The sequence below is a fragment of the Sandarakinorhabdus sp. genome (assembly GCF_040398665.1).
GTDB lineage: Bacteria > Pseudomonadota > Alphaproteobacteria > Sphingomonadales > Sphingomonadaceae > Sandarakinorhabdus.
This window is the reverse complement of record NZ_JBBATQ010000014.1, coordinates 38,508-56,128: the sequence shown is the minus strand read 5'-3', so window position 1 is coordinate 56,128 and position 17,621 is coordinate 38,508. Positions and strand designations below refer to the sequence as shown.

21 protein-coding genes are annotated in these 17,621 nt (G+C 66.5%); 13 read left to right on the top strand and 8 right to left on the bottom strand.

What is annotated here, in order from left to right:
* The 13 genes from ABWP22_RS14895 (at position 1) to ABWP22_RS14835 (ending at position 10,013) form a co-directional block, all read left to right on the top strand.
* Positions 1-342 carry a head-tail adaptor protein gene (locus ABWP22_RS14895; RefSeq protein WP_353200775.1) on the top strand — a complete coding sequence of 114 codons (342 nt, stop codon included), beginning with the start codon at positions 1-3 and terminating at the stop codon, positions 340-342.
* Complete coding sequence (locus ABWP22_RS14890) at positions 339-581, top strand: hypothetical protein (protein ID WP_353200774.1); 243 nt, start codon at positions 339-341, stop codon at positions 579-581. The genes ABWP22_RS14895 and ABWP22_RS14890 overlap by 4 nt, the downstream gene beginning before the upstream one ends.
* Positions 578-961, top strand: a complete 384-nt coding sequence (gene gp17 / locus ABWP22_RS14885; protein WP_353200773.1) for a tail completion protein gp17 — start codon at positions 578-580, stop codon at positions 959-961. Before ABWP22_RS14890 ends, gp17 begins: the two co-directional genes overlap by 4 nt.
* Before the next feature lie 11 nt (positions 962-972).
* Complete coding sequence (locus ABWP22_RS14880) at positions 973-1,380, top strand: phage major tail protein, TP901-1 family (protein WP_353200772.1); 408 nt, start codon at positions 973-975, stop codon at positions 1,378-1,380.
* Positions 1,377-1,712 (top strand): GTA-gp10 family protein, encoded by a 336-nt coding sequence (locus ABWP22_RS14875; protein WP_353200771.1) that lies wholly within the window; start codon positions 1,377-1,379, stop codon positions 1,710-1,712. The genes ABWP22_RS14880 and ABWP22_RS14875 overlap by 4 nt, the downstream gene beginning before the upstream one ends.
* Positions 1,709-1,924 (top strand): phage tail assembly chaperone, encoded by a 216-nt coding sequence (locus ABWP22_RS14870; protein ID WP_353200770.1) that lies wholly within the window; start codon positions 1,709-1,711, stop codon positions 1,922-1,924. Before ABWP22_RS14875 ends, ABWP22_RS14870 begins: the two co-directional genes overlap by 4 nt.
* A complete protein-coding gene (locus tag ABWP22_RS14865; RefSeq protein ID WP_353200769.1) occupies positions 1,917-2,471 on the top strand; it encodes a tail tape measure protein in 555 nt (184 codons plus the stop codon). The genes ABWP22_RS14870 and ABWP22_RS14865 overlap by 8 nt, the downstream gene beginning before the upstream one ends.
* The gene (locus tag ABWP22_RS14860; RefSeq protein WP_502951135.1) at positions 2,471-4,816 is read left to right on the top strand and encodes a phage distal tail protein, Rcc01695 family; all 2,346 of its coding nucleotides are present in this window, start codon (positions 2,471-2,473) and stop codon (positions 4,814-4,816) included. Before ABWP22_RS14865 ends, ABWP22_RS14860 begins: the two co-directional genes overlap by 1 nt.
* The gene (locus ABWP22_RS14855; protein ID WP_353200767.1) at positions 4,803-5,609 is read left to right on the top strand and encodes a phage/gene transfer agent baseplate hub protein; all 807 of its coding nucleotides are present in this window, start codon (positions 4,803-4,805) and stop codon (positions 5,607-5,609) included. Before ABWP22_RS14860 ends, ABWP22_RS14855 begins: the two co-directional genes overlap by 14 nt.
* Positions 5,609-6,046, top strand: coding sequence for a peptidoglycan endopeptidase (locus ABWP22_RS14850; protein ID WP_353200766.1), 438 nt, complete (start codon positions 5,609-5,611; stop codon positions 6,044-6,046). Before ABWP22_RS14855 ends, ABWP22_RS14850 begins: the two co-directional genes overlap by 1 nt.
* A 12-nt stretch (positions 6,047-6,058) precedes the next feature.
* On the top strand, positions 6,059-8,200 hold the full coding sequence (locus tag ABWP22_RS14845; protein WP_353200765.1) for a GTA baseplate fiber-binding domain-containing protein: 2,142 nt from the start codon (positions 6,059-6,061) through the stop codon (positions 8,198-8,200).
* A 13-nt stretch (positions 8,201-8,213) separates the two neighbouring features.
* On the top strand, positions 8,214-8,666 hold the full coding sequence (locus tag ABWP22_RS14840; protein WP_353200764.1) for a DUF2793 domain-containing protein: 453 nt from the start codon (positions 8,214-8,216) through the stop codon (positions 8,664-8,666).
* 144 nt (positions 8,667-8,810) lie between these two features.
* Complete coding sequence (locus tag ABWP22_RS14835; RefSeq protein WP_353200763.1) at positions 8,811-10,013, top strand: OmpA family protein; 1,203 nt, start codon at positions 8,811-8,813, stop codon at positions 10,011-10,013.
* 145 nt (positions 10,014-10,158) lie between these two features.
* Here ABWP22_RS14835 and ABWP22_RS14830 read toward each other — a convergent pair whose 3' ends face one another.
* The 8 genes from ABWP22_RS14830 to ABWP22_RS14795 form a co-directional block, all read right to left on the bottom strand.
* Entirely contained in the window at positions 10,159-10,671 is a 513-nt protein-coding gene (locus tag ABWP22_RS14830) for a hypothetical protein (protein ID WP_353200762.1), read from the bottom strand.
* A 227-nt stretch (positions 10,672-10,898) separates the two neighbouring features.
* Complete coding sequence (locus tag ABWP22_RS14825; RefSeq protein ID WP_353200761.1) at positions 10,899-11,198, bottom strand: SCP2 sterol-binding domain-containing protein; 300 nt, start codon at positions 11,196-11,198, stop codon at positions 10,899-10,901.
* A 78-nt stretch (positions 11,199-11,276) separates the two neighbouring features.
* Positions 11,277-11,534, bottom strand: coding sequence for a hypothetical protein (locus tag ABWP22_RS14820; RefSeq protein WP_353200760.1), 258 nt, complete (start codon positions 11,532-11,534; stop codon positions 11,277-11,279).
* Positions 11,535-11,665: 131 nt separating this feature from the next.
* Positions 11,666-12,298 carry a lipoyl(octanoyl) transferase LipB gene (lipB, locus tag ABWP22_RS14815; protein ID WP_353200759.1) on the bottom strand — a complete coding sequence of 211 codons (633 nt, stop codon included), beginning with the start codon at positions 12,296-12,298 and terminating at the stop codon, positions 11,666-11,668.
* On the bottom strand, positions 12,295-13,473 hold the full coding sequence (locus ABWP22_RS14810) for an epoxide hydrolase family protein (protein WP_353200758.1): 1,179 nt from the start codon (positions 13,471-13,473) through the stop codon (positions 12,295-12,297). Before ABWP22_RS14810 ends, lipB begins: the two co-directional genes overlap by 4 nt.
* Positions 13,470-15,107, bottom strand: coding sequence for a GMC family oxidoreductase (locus tag ABWP22_RS14805; RefSeq protein ID WP_353200757.1), 1,638 nt, complete (start codon positions 15,105-15,107; stop codon positions 13,470-13,472). Before ABWP22_RS14805 ends, ABWP22_RS14810 begins: the two co-directional genes overlap by 4 nt.
* A gap of 91 nt (positions 15,108-15,198) precedes the next feature.
* Positions 15,199-16,317 carry a pyridoxal phosphate-dependent aminotransferase gene (locus ABWP22_RS14800; protein ID WP_353200756.1) on the bottom strand — a complete coding sequence of 373 codons (1,119 nt, stop codon included), beginning with the start codon at positions 16,315-16,317 and terminating at the stop codon, positions 15,199-15,201.
* A gap of 14 nt (positions 16,318-16,331) precedes the next feature.
* Entirely contained in the window at positions 16,332-17,561 is a 1,230-nt protein-coding gene (locus ABWP22_RS14795) for an NAD(P)/FAD-dependent oxidoreductase (RefSeq protein WP_353200755.1), read from the bottom strand.
* Positions 17,562-17,621 lie beyond the last annotated feature (60 nt).

The following is a 17,621-nucleotide window of genomic DNA, read 5'->3' as shown; positions in this document are numbered from 1 at the left end:
ATGGCTGAAAGTGCGCGAGAAGTTTCTGGCCGGCTGGCCGAGGCGGTGGTGATCGAACGCTGGCAGTCCGCACGCGACGCAGCCGGCGATGATGTGGGGACGTGGATCAAGCTTGCGCGGGCGCATGCGGAGCTGCGTGTCGAAGGCCCGCTGGCCCCAGTGGTTGGCGGAGAGGCAGCGCGCACGCAGCGGCGCTGGCGGGTGCTGCTGCGCGATCGTGACGATTTGGGGCTTGATGTGCGGCTGCGCTGGCGCGGGGCTTGTCTCGCCGTGCTGGCCGTGGCGCGCGACCCGGCGCTGCCGGGGTTGGCAAGCTTATTGTGCGAAGGGCGCGCGCCATGATGGGTGATGCAATGGCGGCGCTGTTGCGGCGGCGCATGCAGGGGCTCGCGGCAGCGGCTGTGGCGCGGCTGGGCGCGCGGGTGGCGCAGCGCTGGGCGGGGCAGGGCGTTGTGAGCCGCGAAGGCGATACGGTGCGGCTGCTGGGACCGGGCCTGCGACAGCGGTGGCGCGGCAGCCGCGACCGGGTGCCGGATGCCGAATTGCTGTGGCCCGGCGCCGATCTGGGAGAAAGATCATGAGCGCCAGCCTGGCCGTGCAAAAGGCCGTGGTGGCGGCGCTGGCCGATCTGCCGGGGCTGAACGGCGTCTTTGATGGTCCGCCGGCCGAAGCGGCGGCGCCCTATGCGGTCATCGGCCCTGATCTGGTCAGTGACTGGGGCAGCAAGACCGAGACCGGCCATGCCACGCGCCTGGCGGTGACGATCTGGGACGATCGCCCCGGCGCGGCACGGCTGCGTGCGCTGCTGGGCCTGGCCGAAGCGCGGCTGCGCGGGCTGGCCGGTGTCCACAATGACCAGCGCATCGTGCTGGTCAATCTGCTGCGCAGCGGCGTGGGTGTCGCACAGGATGGCTGGCGGCCGGGCAGCATCGAAATCCGCGTGTTCACGCACGCACTTTAGGAGCAAGCAGCATGGCAATGGAAAAGGGCGCCGCCTTCCTGTTGAAGGTCGGCAATGGCGCAGTGCCGCCGGTGTTCGCCACGGTCGCAGGCCTGCGCACCACGCAATTGACGCTGGCCACCGAAAGCGTGGTGGTGACCAACCAGGGATCGGGCGGCTGGCGGGAGCTGTTGTCTGGCGCCGGGGTGCGATCGGTGTCGCTGTCCGGTTCCGGTGTGTTCACCGGATCGGGTGCCGAAACCCGCGTCAAGGCCAGCGCGCTGGCCGGGGTGATCGATGATTATCAGGTGCAGTTTGAAAGCGGCGAGACGATCACCGGGCGCTTCCAGATCAGTCGGCTGGATTATGCCGGCGATTTCAATGGTGAGCGCACCTATAGCCTGGCGCTGGAAAGCAGCGGCCCCGTGGTGGCGGCGTGAGGAGCGACGCCGTCAGCGGCGTGACGGCCGAAGCCGTGCCCAATGCCATCAGGGGCGAAGCCGAGTTGGTGATCGGCGGCGAGCGGCTGCTGTTGCGGCCGACGTTTGCGGCGTTGGTGGCGGCCGAGGCCGAGCTGGGGCCGTTGTTCGCCCTGTGTGAGCGTGCCGCGGCGGGGCAGTTGACGCTGGCCGAACTGGTCGGGCTGTTCTGGCATTGCCTGGCGCAGCCACGCGAGCGCGGCGCCTTTGCCGAGGCACTGGTGGCCGGCGGGTTGGTGAACGCGGCGCCAACGCTGCGTGTGCTGCTGGGCCAGATCTTGGCCGGACGATGATGTTTGCCGCTCAGGATTTTTCTGGCGCCGCGCGGCGGGCCGCGCACGTTGCGGCTACCGCGCTGGGCTGGCGGCCGGGCGAGTTCTGGACTGCGACGCCGGCGGAGCTGGTGACGGCACTGGGCCTCGACCTGGGCCTGGATGCCCAGCCGCAGGCCCCGGCCGACACAGCGAAGCTGGCAGCCTTGATGGAGGCATTCCCCGATGGATGATGTGGACGAGTTGGTGGTGAAGCTGCGGGCCGATACGGGCGGCTTTCTCGCCGGTGTGGGCGAAGTGCAGCGCACCCTTGATGGCCCGTTGGCGGCCGGTCTGAACCGCGCCGGTGCCGGGCTGAGCCGCTCGCTGAGCCGTGCGCTGGCCGATGGCAAACTGGGCTTCGATGATCTGCGGCGGATCGGCGTTTCGGTGCTGGGCGACATTGCCCAACAGGCGCTGAGGCTTGATTTCGGGTCGATCTTCGGGGGCCGTGGCCATGGCGCCGGCGGCCTGATCGGCGGCCTGCTCGGCCTGCCGGGGCGCGCCACGGGGGGATCGGTGAGCGCCGGGCGCGCCTATATGGTCGGCGAGCGCGGGCCGGAGCTGTTCGTGCCGACGGCGGCAGGCCGGGTGGAGGCCAATGGCACCAGCAGCGCGCGGACGGTCAACATCACGGTGAATGTCGCGGCACCGCGCGATGCGGGCCCGGCGGTGATGCAGCAGACCGGCAACCAGGTGGCGCGGGCCGTGGCGCGTGCACTGGAAAAGGTGCGGCCATGATGCGCTGGTGGCTGGCCAGCGCCGCCGACAGGCAAGCGACGCGCGCCGTGCGGCGTTTCGATCCGCGCTGGTGGCTGGTGGATTTTCCGCGTCCCATGATGGCCAGCGTGGTGACGGACGGGCCGGAGACTGTGGTCGTGGCGCTGGAATTCCAGCGCCGGAACGATCTGGCCGGGTTGATCTGGGAATCGGCCGACCGCTGGAGCCACAAGCTGTGTGCGCTGGAAACGCGCCGCGATTATCGCGGGCTGTTGTGGCGGTTCCGCTGGCAATCGAGCGGCGATGTGCTGCCGCTTGATGCGATCAACGGTCCGGTGCTCACCATCGAAGGGCGCGATGCCGGTGGCGCTGCGCGCACCTGGTATGTGCGGCTGTGGAACTATGCCAGCGGCACGTCCACCGATGCCGAGGTCCGTCTCGATTTCGATGCGCTTGCCGGCGGCTTCCTGTTGCCCGCAGAGGCCGATCCGGTGTGGGCCGGTGATATCGACCGGATGTTCGTCAGCCTGGTGCCGACCGGTTACGACGGCAGCGATGCGCCGTTGGCTGCCGTGGCCACCGCCGAGGTGCGGCTGACGACGCTGGCACTTGATGGTGACGGTGCGGTGCTGAAGGCTGGCCGGCCATCGCTGCCGCCGCATGATTGGCGGCTGTGCACCGCCTATGATGACCTTTATAATCAGTCTCCCGAACGCATCCTGGATCAGGCGTTGTTGCTCGGCTGGCGCGGCCCGATCACCCATTATCTGGGCATGAGCCATTTCATGGCGTTGCACCCAGAGGGCGATGTCTATCTGGTTGATCCGGCGCGGCCGCTTTGTGGACCGGCAACGGCTTGGCATGCGGATTTTCTGATGCGCGCCCATGCACTGGGCTTTGTGCTGATCCTGTCGCTGTCGATGGAATTGTTCGCAGCGCATTGCCCGGCCGACTGGGCGCAGCGCGACAGCGATGGCGTGATCGGCCTGACCGGCTGGGTGCCACCGTCAGCGCTGCTGTCGCCGTGCAGCGCGCCCGCTCAGGCCTGGCTTTGCAGCGTGGCTGGCGCGGCCATGGCGTTGGTGCCGGCAGGCATGGCGCCGGCCTTTCAGGTGGGGGAGCCGTGGTGGTGGGTGGGCCCGGATGCGCGGCCCTGCCTTTATGATGCCGCCACCACCGCACGCTGGCAGGCTGAAACCGGGCAGGCGGCGCCGGCCATCGCCGACATCCGGGGCGGCAAATCGCCGGCCGAGCAGGCATATCTGGATTGGTGCGGGGCAAGGCTGGCCGAAGCGACCGCCGGCATGGTGAACGCCGCGCACGCGGCGGCACCGGGTGTGCGCACGCATCTGCTATTTTACGCGCCGCAAGTGTTGCTGGATGATCGTCCCGATCTGGCGCGCGCCAATCTGCCCGCGGCCTGGGCGCACCCGACGTTCGATGTTTTGCAGCTGGAGGATTACACGTTCGTCACCAGCGCCAACCACGCCGGTCAAGCGCGTGCGCGCAGCGAAGTGAACGCGCGGCTGGGTTATCCGCTCGCCAGCCAGCATTATCTGGCGGGCTTTGTGCTGAACGCCGCCGATGCGCCTGCGCACTGGCCGTTGATTGCGGCCGCAGCCGCACAGTCACCAGCCGCTGAGATCTTCATCTGGGCCTGGCCGCAGGTGGCGCGCGACGGTTTCACGCCTTTCATTCTGGCTGATGGAGACGATGCCATGCCGGCGTTCCATGATGTGCGCTTTCCGCTGCAATTGGGCTTCGGCGCGGCGGGCGGCCCGGCTTTCTCCACGCAAGTGGTGGTGACGGGCTCAGGCGCAGAACAGCGCAATGCCGAATGGGCCGATGCGCGGCTGGAATATGATGCCGGGCTGGGGATACGGTCCGAAGCCGATCTGGCGCAGTTGCTGGCGTTTTTCCGGGCCAGACGCGGCCAGGCCCACGGCTTTCGCTTTCTCGATCCATTGGACAACAGCTCGGCGGCCAATGGCAGCGATCCGGCGGCGACCGATCAATCGCTGGGCAGCAGCAATGGCAGCAACACGCGCTTTGCGCTGGTCAAGCACTATGGCGATGCTGGCCTGGCCGATGACCCGCCGCAGCGCCGCCGCATCACCCGGCCGTGGCCCGAATCCGTGGTGGTGGCGGTGAACGGCGAGGCACAGACCGGCTGGACGCTGCAGGCCGGCGGTCACATCGATTTTGCGGTGCCCCCGCCGGCCGGCGCCGTGGTGAGCGCCGGCTATCGTTTTGACGTTCCGGTACGCTTCGCCAGCGATCGGCTGGCGGTTTCGATCGCCGGTTGGCGCGCAGGCGAATTGCCCGGTGTGCCGTTGATCGAGATCCGCGAGGATGGCGATGCTTGACACGGAACTCACGCATCTGGCCCTGTGCTGGCGGCTGGTGCGCCGCGATGGCGTCGCTTTGGGCTTCACCAGCCATGATCGGCCGTTACTGTTTGATGGCCTGCTGCACCTGGCGCGGCCGGGCATGACGCCATCGGCCGTGGTGCTGGGCGACGGGCTGGATAGCGACGCCATGGAAGTGGCGGGCGCGCTGTCGGCCGGAGCGCTCACCGCCGCCGATCTGCTGGCCGGCCGCTGGGACGGCGCGCGCCTTGAGCTGCTGCTTGTCGATTGGCGTGACCCTGGCGCTGGCCGTCACAGCCTCGCCACTGGCACGCTGGGCGAGGTGACGGTGGGCGACGGCGCCGATGCCGGGTTCACCGCCGAACTGATTGGCCCGGGCGCGGCGCTGGCGGCCAGCGCAGTCGAAACCTGCTCGCCGGAATGCCGCGCCGAGCTGGGCGATGCGCGCTGTCGGGTCAGCCTGCGCGGACGCGAGCGGATCGTGGCCTTGACTGGCACCCAGCCCGATCGCGTGCGCGCCGACGGGGTCATCGCGGCCGATCACGCCCAGGGTGCGCTGCTGGTGCTCGATGGCCCGCAAGCCGGGTTGGAACGGCGACTGATTGCCGCGGATGAAGGCTGGTTGCTGCTCGACGAACCGCTGGCGCTGGCCTTCGGCACGCGCGTGCTGCTGCGGGAGGGGTGTGACAAGCGCTTTGCTACCTGTCACGACCGGTTTGGCAACGCGGCCAATTTCCGCGGCGAACCCCATGTGCCGGGCGCCGATCTGCTCATCCGGTATCAGATCTGATGGGCGCGTCGGCAAAGCTCTCCCGCCGCCGGCGCGCGGCGCTGGCGGCGGCGCGTGCTGGCCTTGGCACGCGTTTTCGCCCGCAGGGCCGCATGCCGCGCCTGGGCCTGGATTGTATCGGCGTGGCGCTGCTGGCGGCGGCTGGTGCCGGAATCATGCTGCCGGCGCTTCCCGTTTATGTGCTGGGTGGCGATCATGGCGCGCTGCTGGCCGACACCTGCCGCGCGCTCGGCTTGCGCCGGGTGCGGGGCGGGATGCAGCGCGCCAAGCCCGGCGATCTGATCGAATATCGCCTCGCTGCCGGTCACCGCCATGTCGCGGTTTTGAGCGACGCCGGCATCATTCACGCCCACGCCGGGCTGGGACGCGTGGTGGAAGGACCGGCACCTGATGATTGGGCCGTGGTGGCGGCCTGGGCCTTTCCCGGCGTTCGTTGAAGGAGGCGTGCGATGGCCAGTCTGGTGCTTGGCGTGGTCGGCCGTGCCGTGCTCGGCCCGGTGGGCGGCATCATCGGCACATTGCTGGGCGGCGTGGTCGACGCGCGGCTGTCGGGTGGCCGGCAGCGCAGCGGCGCGCGCGCGGCCCCGCCTGAGATACAGGCCGCCAGCTATGGCGAACCGATTGCCGTGGTGCGCGGCCGCATGCGCCTGGCCGGCAATGTCATCTGGGCGTCCCCGATCCGCGAAACGGCGGCACGCGGCGGCAAGCGCAGTTCGGGCAGCAGCGGCCCCAGCTATTCGGCCAGTTTTGCCGTGCTGCTGGCGCGCGGGCCGATCATTGGCATTGGCCGGGTGTGGGCCGATGGCAAATTGCTGCGCGATGCCGGCGGGCAATGGTTGCAGCCCGTTACCATGCGCCTGGCGCTCGGCAGCGAACGGCAATTGCCCGATCCGCTGATTGCGGCGGCCGAAGGCGATGCGCCGGCGTTTCGCGGCTTGGCCGTGGCGGTGTTCGATGATCTGCCGCTGGTCGAGTTTGGCAATCGTCTGCCCAATCTGGCGTTTGAAGTGTTTGCCGATGCGCAGCCAGTCGATCTTGGCGCGGCCATGACCGATGTCGCGGCGTTGGCTGGGGTTACGTTGCCGGTGCAAGGTGCATTTCCAGCGGTGGATGGCCTTTATCTCGGCCAGTCCGGGCCGCTGGCAGATGCGCTGGCACCGGCGGTGCAGGCGGCCGGCGCGGTGCTGGCGGCGGGCAGCGCCATTGTTGGCCCCGGCCTGCCGTCGGTCGTGGTGCAGCCCGGCGATGCCGCCAACGCGCGCGCACCGGGCAGCGATCAGGCGCGCGATCGCCAGCGCCGCGGGGCCAGCCATGCGGCGGCCGATGCAGTGGAGCTGGGCTATTTCGATGCGGCCCGCGATTACCAGCCCGGCCTGCAACGCGCCCGTCATCGCGCCGGCGCGCGGATGGACAATCTGGCGCTGCCATTGGTGTTGACAGCGTCTGCGGCGAAGCAGTTGGGCCAGAATCGCTTGCAGCGGCTGACGGCGGCGCGCCAGCGCCGCACCCTGCACCTGCCTTGGCGGTTTCTGGGGGTGCAGCCAGGCGATGTGCTGCGCATTGATGCCAGCGATTGGCGGGTAAGCGAAGTTCGCTTTGCCGGCTTTGTGCTGTCGCTGGATCTGGTGCGGGTGCCGGCCCTGCCGGCGCCGCTGCTGCCCGGCGATGCCGGCCGCGTGCTTGATCATGATGATCGGCCAGCCGGACCAACGCGCCTTATGGCGATGGATCTGCCGCCACTGCCCGGCGAGCTGCCCGCATCACCGCGGTTGTGGCTGGCCGGGGCTGGCGAAGGTGCCGGCTGGCGTCGCGCTGCGGTGTTGATCAGCCAGGATGGCGGAATCAGCTGGCAGGATGCCGGCATGCTGCCGATGCCGGCGGCGATGGGACAAGCGTTGAGTGCCCTGCCCCCGGTGCTGCCTGCCGGCTGGGACCGCAGATTCAATGTTGAAGTCGAGCTGCTGAACGACGCGATGTGGCTGGAAAGTCGACCGGAGCCATCGGTGCTGGCCGGAGCCAATCTGGCGCTGCTGGGCGATGAACTGATCCAGTTCAGTACGGTGCAGGCGCTGGCACCACAGCGGTTTCGCCTGTCCGGCTTGTTGCGCGGCCGGCGCGGTACGGAATGGGCGGTTGCCGGGCATGTGGCAGGTGAACGCTTTGTCATGCTCGATCCTGCCGCGCTGCTGGCGCTGCCCTTGTCGCTGGAACAATTGGGCCAAACCATCCTGCTCCGTGCGGCCGGGGCAGGCGATGCAGCAACCACCCCGATCGACGTGATGGTGGGCGGCGCCGGCTTGCAGCCGCTGGCGCCGGTACATCTGCACGTCGCGCGCCGTGATGGCCAGTTGCAGTTCGCCTGGATCGCGCAAAGCCGTGCTGGCTTTGGCTGGCCCGATCTGGTGGACGTACCGCCTGGCGAAGTGCGCACCGCGTTTCGGGTGCAGTTGCGCGATGCCGTCGGCGTGGTCGCAGAGGCCGAAGTGGCGGCGCCGGCCTGGCGCTGCCCGGACCGGGCGGGGCCCTTGTGGCTGGCGGTGACACAACTGGGTGCCGCGCCGGGGCGCACCGCCACATTTGCCCTTGACTGAACGGGAGACGGACATGCCTGAGACCCCGCGCCTGGCGCTGCCGCTGCTTGCAGCCGGACAAGGCCAGAAGGATGTGACCCACAATGATGCGCTGCTGGCGCTAGATCGGCTGGTGGCGCTTGTGGTGGCCTCCCGCAGCGCTGCCATACCGCCGGCCAGTCCGATGGCGGGTGAATGCCATATCGTGCCGGCCACGGGCGCAGCGGCATGGGCCCATCCGGCCGGCACGCTGATGCACTGGCAAGACAGTGCCTGGTTGGCCCAGACGCCGCGCGATGGGCAGATTGTGTTGGTTGCCGATGATGCAGTTGTGCTGGTGCATGCCGGCAATTGGCAATTGCTGCGGCGCGTGGATGCGGCGGCTGCGCCCGTCTTGCCCAGTGGCGGCGCGACTGTTGACAGTGAAGTGCGATCGGCTTTTGCTGAGCTTGTGACTGCCCTGCAACAGCAGGGATTGCTGATCTGAACCTCGGTAAGCGGCGGTTTTTCCGCTATTACCTGTGGCCCCGCGGCAACACTGGGGGGCAATCCCTACTTGCATGCCATTGCTACGCTAGAGTAGAGGCAATGGGAAGCCGGTATGGTGCTGGCAGGCAAAAAGGGGAATACGATGCGCAAGTTTGCGATCGGCCTCGTTCTCGCGGCAACGGCGCTGTCCAGCGCAGCCGTGGCGAAGGACAAGGCTTGGTATATTGGCCTGGAAGCAGGCGTTAACCTGATCCAGAATCAGGATCTGGATATTGCAACCGCCACTGGCGCTGCACCTGTCCGCAACGCCATCAAGCAGGTCTATTTTCCAGGCTTCGATGCCGGCGGCAACATCGGTTATGATTTCGGCGGCTTCCGCACCGAATTCGCGCTGAACTACATCCGCGGCAAGAACCGCACCACCTTCGTCAACGAAATCACCCCGGCGATCCGCTACACCAATGCGGCCGGTGCGAGCATCCTCGGTGCGCCGCCAGTGGGCACTTATCAGAATGCCGGTGGTTCGGCGTCGGCGCTGGCGTTCATGTTGAACGGCCTCGTCGATTTCGGCGGCAAGGGCAAGGACGCCGGCGGCTATGTCGGTGCTGGTGCCGGTATCGCCCGGATCAAGGAATTCGGCCGCATTCGCGTGCCCGGCGAAGTGTTCGTCAACGATTCCGACACGGCCTTTGCCTGGAACATCCTGGCCGGCGTGTACAAGCCGGTCAGCGACAATATCGATATCGGTCTGAAGTATCGTTACATGAACGTCACCGACGTGAATGTCTTCACCACCAACGGCCGGCCGGTTGATACGCGTTTCCGCAGCCACAGCGTGCTGCTGACGCTGACCTACAACTTCTTCGAAGCTGAACCGCCGCCCCCGCCGCCGCCGCCCCCGGCTCCGCCGGCTCCCCCGCCACCGCCGCCGCCGCCGCCGCCGTTGCCGCCGTGCCCGGTTGCTGCCGTGACCCCGGGTCCGTTCCTGGTCTTCTTCGATTGGGACAAGTCGGCGATCACCGCCGAAGCAGCGGCGATCCTGGACCGTGCGGCTGAACAATATGCCGCCACCGGCCAGACCCGGATTGCGCTTGCCGGCCACGCCGACAAGTCGGGCGCCGATGCGTACAACGTTGCGCTGTCGCAGCGCCGCGCTGATGCCGTGAAGGCCTATCTGGCCGGCAAGGGCGTTGGTGCCGATGCGATCGCAACCGAAGCGTTCGGCGAAGGCCGCCCGCTGGTTGATACCGCCGATGGTGTGCGCGAACCGCAGAACCGCCGCGTGGAGATCAGCTTCAGCGGCGCGCCGGCTCCGGCTCCGACTGGTCCCTGCCAGCCGCAGTAAGCGGCCCGCGGGCACAAGAATCAGGGGCGCGGCGAGCAATCGCCGCGCCCCTTTTTCGTGCGCCCGGTAGACTTCGCAAACATGCCAGCTTGGAAAATGGCCGTGCCCGATTGGCTACGGCCGTGCATCACGCCGAACCGCTGGTTCAATCCTGATCGGCAGTTGCCTCTGTCGCCAAACTCTCGGCGATCGTGAAATCAGGGAAGGGCGCCGGTGGCGGCACCATCAGTCCTGCTGCCGGCGGCACCACCTGCAATGCGGCGCGCAGTTGCGGCCCCATGGTTTCGGCAACGCTGGCCATGCTGCCGACATTGGCAACGCGCAGTGCCCCGCCCGCCTGGCTCGCCGCCCAGCAGAAGTTATACTGCGCATCGAGCGTGGAAAAACTGTTGTAGCTGCGGGTGTTATAGCGATCAAAGCTGGCCGCGCCGCCGCGCTTCACGGTGCGATTGAAATGGCCCACCATCGTTGCCTGCGCTGCAGTCAATTCGGCACCATGCTTGCGCAGCATCTGGTTGTAATTGTCCACTGTGCGCAGAAACGGCGAATACTGGCACTGCAAGGCGGCGACATTCAGCGCGGCGCGCAGCATCCAGACCGCGTGGGCGCGGGCTTCGATCGGCGTTGGCTTGGCCAACACCACCGGCTTGGGCACCATGATGCCAGGGGTAAACGGCAGGGCGGGCGTTGCGATCGCGGGTTTTGGCACAACCCTGGGCGCCGGTCTTCGCGCTGGGCTGCGTTTGGCCGGCGCGGCATCAGCAGCCCCAGCCAGTATCAAACTCAATCCTGTCAACCACAGCGTGAATCGAAAGGTCATCTTGGTTCCGTTGTGGGAGCAGTGCTGCCGAGCCGCGCCTTGGGGCCGGCTCGGCGGCGCGCGACTCAGCCCAAGATGGTGCCGAGCGACAGAGCAACTGACATGTCACCCTCGATCTTCAGCTTGCCCATCATGAAGGCCATCTGGGCATTTTGCTTGCCGGTGGCGATCTCCATGAAATCGGCCATGGTGACCTTGATCGTGCAGGCCGTCGTGCCATCTTCGTTGGTCACCACAACCGGGCTGACCGTGTCATCAATGCGCACCAGGCCATCGCTGCCGAAATCGAACTTCACCGATTTTTTGAACTGGCCACCGGCGCCCATGCGGGTGGTCATTTGTTCGGTGATCTGTTCCAGGCTCATTTGTTATCCTTTGCAAAGAAAAAGGGCCGCCCCGACTGGGACGGCCCTTCCTATAGCAATTTGCCAGAAAAGGCGAAATTACTTGGCTTCAGCCGGAGCGGCTTCAGCAGCCGGAGCAGCGGCGTCAGCGGCCGGAGCAGCGGCGTCAGCAGCCGGCGCCATGGCGTCAGCAGCCGGAGCGGCTTCGGTGGTGGCGGCGTCAGCAGCCGGAGCTTCAGCAGCCGGAGCTTCGGCGGCCGGAGCGGCTTCTTCAGCCTTCTTTTCGCCGCAAGCGACGACCAGCAGGGCGGCGCCAGCGATGATGGAGGCAGTCTTCAGCTTTTCGATGATGGTCATGTTCAAACTCCTTGGACGGTGTCGCCTGAACCCAGGACGAGTTGGGTTGGCACGGCCTTAATCCCCCAACTGAGGTATGCATTAGCGAGGCCCGCGAAATCCTGCAAGAGTGACGTTGCGCAGGGAATTCATCATGCGACGAGCCGCGCCAGCAAGGCCGGAAAGTGGCGTGCCAGGCTGGCGTCGAACGCCGGCAGCGTGGCCGGGCGGCCCAGCGCCGCGAGACTGGTGACCGGATCGAACAGGCCGCATGGGATAATGCCTGAAAAATCAGTGAGATCGGGGCAGATGTTGATCGATATGCCATGCAGGCTGACCCAGCGTTGAACGCGAATTCCGATGGCGGCGATCTTGGCAGGGCCAGCTTCGGTATCCACCCACACGCCGATCTTGCCCGCTATGATCCGGCCTGCCACGCCAGAATCGGCCAGTGCATCAATCAGCCAATGTTCCAGAGCAGCGACGAAGCACCGCACGTCGCGGCCGCGCGCCGCCAGATCGAGCATCACATAAACCACGCGTTGCCCCGGACCATGGTAGGTGTAGCGGCCGCCACGCCCGGCAGCAAACACCGGGAATCGCGATGGTTCCACCAGTTCGGCCGGATCGGCGCTGGTGCCGGCGGTATAGATCGGTGCGTGCTCGACCAGCCAGATGCGTTCCGATTCGGTGCCGGCGCGGATGCCGGCCGCAACTGCCCGCATGCGTTCCAGCGCCGCCGGATAGTCGGTCAGCCCCGGCGAAACCTCCCAGACCGGGCTCACAACGCCGCAGCAAAGGCGCGGACGTCGGCCAGGAACAGTTCCGGTTCCTCCAGGCTGGCGAAATGGCCGCCGCGCGGCATCGTCGTCCAGTGGGCGACATTGTAGCCGCGCTCCACCATGGCGCGTGGCGGAAAGGCCAGCAAATCGCGCGGGAAGGCCGCCACGCCCGTGGGCACTTCAACCCTGCGCCCGGCCGGCATCGCAAAGCCGCCTTCCAGGAACATGCCGCGATAGATCCATGTCGCGGTCAGGAAACTGCGCGTCGTCAGGTAGATCATGATGTTGGCAAGCAACTGATCCATGGTGAAGGGCGGATCGGTGTAATCGCCCCGCCCTGAATCTCCTGCCACATCGCTCCAGCCGACGAATTTTTCGGCAAACCAGGCAGCAACCCCCATCGGCGAATCCATCATTGCAAAGCCAAGGCTCTGCGGCTTGGTGCCCTGCAACTGCAGATAGGCGGTTTCGGTATCGCGCATGGCCACGGCCTTGCCCAGCCACGCGGCTTCATCAGGCGTGGTGGGCGCCATGTCGGCCGGGCGCAGGCCGAAGCCATTGAGATGGATCGCCTCCACCCGCGTCGAATCAAGCCCGATCCACCCGCCGATCACGCAACCCCAATCGCCGCCCTGATAGATATAGCGATCATAGCCCAGCGCCAGCATCAGCGCGTCATAGCGGCGTGCAACCTCGCGCGGGCCGATCGGCGCCGACGGGCGGTCTGACCACGCATAGCCGGGCAGCGACGGTGCGACGACGTGAAAGGCCGGCTGCGCGGGATCTTCCGGTTCGGCCAGCCGTTCGATGATGGCATCGAATTCCAGGATCGATCCCGGCCAGCCATGGGCGATCAGCAGCGGCCGCGCGTCCGGCCGGCTTGATCGTAGATGAACGGCGTGCAGGTGAAAGGGCTGGCCGCCATCCTCGCCCACGGCAATGCGCAGATGTGGCAGGCGATTCAAATGCGCGACGGCTGCCGGCCAGTCGAAACGCTCCAGCCAATGCGCTTGCAATCGTTGCATATAGTCGCGGTTGGCGCCGTGCTGCCAGCCGGCATTCGGCGGCTCTTCAAACCAGCGATAGGCGGCCACGCGTTCGCGAATCCATTGCCATTCGGCCTCGTTCACCGGGATGGTGAAATCGCCAACGCCGGCTGCGTTGGAAAAGCCGCTCATGCGGCGAGTCCCAGCTTGCGTTCCAGCCTGGTGCGCGCCGCGATGATGTCGGCCGCCTTCTCGGCGATCATGATGGTTGGCGCATTGGTGTTGCCCGATACCAGATAGGGCATCACGCTGGCATCGATCACGCGCAGGCCTTCCACACCGTTCACGCGAAGCTGGCCGTCGACCACGGCAGCATCATCCACGCCCATCCGGCAGGTGCCGACCGGGTGATAGATGGTCTCCGCCCAGCCGCGCATTTTCGCCAGCAGCGCGGCGCGGTCGGTCACGTCCGGGCCTGGCCAGGCTTCACCGGCATTATAGGCTGCAAATGCCGGCTGGCCACCGATGCGCCGCGCCATTTCGACACCGTTCACCAGCGTTTCGACATCTTCGGGCGCACTGAGATAATTGGGATCGATGGCAGGATATGCCAGCGGGTCGGGCGATTTCAGACGGATGGTGCCGCGGCTTTCCGGGCGCAACTGGCAGACATGCAACTGATAGCCATGGCCCCCGCCCATGGTGCCGCGGCCGTGCGGATTGCCGATCACCGGCATGAAGTGCATCTGGATATCCGGCGCCGCCAACCCTTCGCGGGTGGAGAGGAACGCGCCCATCGGGGTGGGCATGTGCGCGCCATTGCCGGTACGCGCGAAGGCCCATTTGCCCAGCGCCAACATCTTGTTGATGAATTTCGAATTGCTGTTGAGCGTGATGGGCTGGCTGCAATGCCATTGCACGATCACATCCAGATGATCCTGGAGATTGCCGCCGACATCGGGGCTGTCCACAACGACATCAACGCCGAATTCCCGCAGATGCGCTGCCGGGCCGATGCCGGACAGCATCAAAAGCTGCGGGCTGTTCACGGCGCCGCCACTCAGGATGATCTCCCGGCCCAAGGCGCGGTTTGTGGTGCCCGCCTGGCTGTATTCCACGCCCACGGCGCGCTTGCCTTCGAACAGCACGCGCCGGGCCTGCACACCGGTGATGATCGACAGATTCGGCCGCTTGCGCACCGCGTCGGTCAGATAGGCCTTGGCGGCCGAAAAACGCTCGCCACCCTTTATGGTGGCATCATATTGGCCGACGCCTTCGAACTGCGGCCCGTTGAAATCATCGGTGCGGCCATAGCCGGCCTGCACCGCAGCCTGGGCAAAGGCTTCATTCAGCACATTGGGCAGCGCGCCCTTGCGGCTGGTGTGGAGCGGGCCACCTTCGCCATGAAATTCGTCCGACCCGCGCTCGCTATCTTCTGATTTGCGGAAATAGGGCAGCACATCGTCCCAACCCCAGCCGGTCAGGCCCAGCTGGGACCAGCGGTTGTAATCGCTGGCATGGCCGCGGATATAGACCATGCCGTTGATCGATGATGATCCGCCCAGCGCGCGACCACGTGGCCAATACAGCGCCCGGTTATCCAGATGGGCCTGCGGTTCGGTCCAGAAACCCCAATCAAAAGGGCTGGGCTTTTCGGGCGGGATGATCTGGGCAATGCCGGCCGGCATCTGGATCAACATGTTGTTGTCATTGCCGCCCGCTTCCAGCAGCGCTACCCGAGTGCCGGGATCGGCTGACAGGCGATTGGCCAGCGCACAGCCGGCAGAGCCAGCACCGACAATGATGAAATCATATGGCTCGCCCATGGCGAAAACTCCCAAGACCAATTTGCGTCACGCTATCCCGGCTTGAGAGGCTGCGCAAACCGCCAGCTTGGGGAGGATGGTCGCGCCAGCGTCAGATGTTCACCAGTTCTGGCAGCGCCTTGGCATAGCGTTCGACATCGGCCAGCCGCCCGGTCGATACGCGCGACCAGGTCGGCCATGCTGGTTCCCATGCGCTGCGCACCAAGATCCCGCGCTGCGCCATGGCGGCGGCAAAGCGATTGGCATCGGCCACTTTCACAAACAGGAAATTGGTCTGGCTGGGCAGGGCAACCGTGCCGGCGCGCATCACGGCGTCCCGCAACAGCTGCCGCGCCGCGATGATCTGCGTGCGGCTCCGCTGCTGGAAATCCGTGTCGGTCCAGGCCGCTATGGCGGCGGCAAGCCCCGGCGCATTCAGGCTGATGGTCAGCCGGTGCTGTTTCAGCACGACGGCATTGTCCGGCGTCGCAACAGCATAGCCGATGCGCAGCCCTGCCATGCCGAACAGTTTCGAAAATGTGCGGCTGATGATGATGTTCGCGCCCGATCGCACCAGCGGCAGCATGGTCGTGCCGGCCGGATCATCGGCAAGCTCCATATAGGCTTCGTCGATCAGCAGCGTGACGCGCGGCGGCAGGCTGCGGGCGAAGGCTGCAAGCTCGGCCGCCGGCAGCACCATGCCGGTCGGGTTGTTGGGATTGCACAGATACACCATCACCACGTCGGGCGCGGCTGCGGCGCGGGCCAGTGCAGCGAGATCGATGCCCAGATCGGGCGCCATGGCGACGCGGCGGAAATTCAGTCCCTGGGCCTTGGGAAAGATCAGCGGCTCATCAAATTGCAGTTCCGGGATGATGATGGTGCCGCGCTTTCCCCAGGCCAGCATTGCCGACGTGATGACCTCCGAACTGCCGTGGCCAAGCACCACCTGCGATGGCGTCACGCCAAACCGCGCCGCAATCATGGCCGCCAGCCGCGGCTCCGCATCATCGGCATAATACCAGCTGCTGCGCGCCAGATCGGCCATGGCCTGCAATGCCGATGGCGGTGGCCCCATTGGATTTTCATTGTATTTCAGATGGGCAATCCCCGGCGCTGGGGCAAAACCTGCCGGATCGGCAAGCATCGGCCTGATCGTGATGCCGCTTGCCGGCGCGGCGGCCGCTGCAGCCCCCGCCAGCCCCAATGCACCCCGCCGTGAAATCGCCATCTGCCCGCTCTCCCTCATGCCGGATGCCAGTTTTTCAATGGCACCGTCACATCGGCCAACGCGTCGGCCGCGACAATCACGCCCTGTTCCACCAGCGCCTTGCCCTGCACATAATCGCGCGCCGCATTCACACAGTCGAGCGCAATCACCCGCCCGGCTTTCAGATAGACCAGCGAAAAACTGCGCGTCGCCGGATCACCGCGCAAAACGGTCGCATCATGGCCAAGGCTCAGACCCATGGTCTGCAGGCGCAGGTCATATTGGTTGGACCAGAACCACGGCACCGCATGATAGGGGGTCGGATCACCAATGATCCCCCGCGCCACGGTTGCCGCCATGTCGGCGGCGTTCTGCACCGACTCCAACCGGATCTGCGCGCCTCCGGCAAAGCTGTTGGCGTGAAGCGCGCAATCGCCAATGGCAAACACATCGGGCAGCGAGGTGCGGCAAAATTCATCGACCCAGACACCGTTGCCGCCCACCGCCCCAGCCGCCAGCAGCGGCTGCACGGCCGGCACGATGCCGATCCCGACGATGATCAGATCGCCGGCTATATGGCGGCCATCGTCGAGCGTGACGCCGGTGGCGCGGCCGGCAGCGCCGGTGATTTCGGTGACGCTGGTGCCGGTTTCGATCACCACGCCATGGGCGCGGTGCTCGGCTTCATAAAAGCCGGACAATTCGGCCCCGGCAACGCGCGCGAGCACCCGGTCCAGTGATTCGAACAGGGTGACGCGGTGGCCAAGCTTGGTCAGCACGGCAGCCGATTCGAGGCCGATGTAACCGCCGCCGATCACCAGCACATGACGCGAACCGGTCTGCAAATCGGCGCTGAGCGCGTCGACATCGGCGCGAGTGCGGATGGCATGAATGCCGTCCAGATCATGGCCGGCGCAGGTCAAGCGCCGCGCGTCGCCGCCGGCTGCCCAGACCAGAATGCTATAGTGGATCGGCCCGGCGCTGGTGGTGAGTATCCGCGCCGCCGGATCGACCGCAGTGACGCGTGTGCTGGTCAGGATGCTGACATGGCGTTCGGCCCAGAAGGCCGGCGGGCGCAGCAACATGCGATCGAAGCTTTTCTCGCCGGCCAGATACTCCTTGGACAGCGGCGGTCGCTCATACGGCAGTTCCGGCTCCGCGGTGAGCATGGCAATGCTGCCGGCGTAGCCGCGCTGGCGCAGTTGTGCCGCCATGGCCGCGCCGCCATGGCCGCCGCCCACGATCACCACATCAAAACTCTGCATTGTCCGATCCTTTCGTGCGTGCAGGCATGCGGCAAGCTGGCATCGGCATCAAGCCGGGCT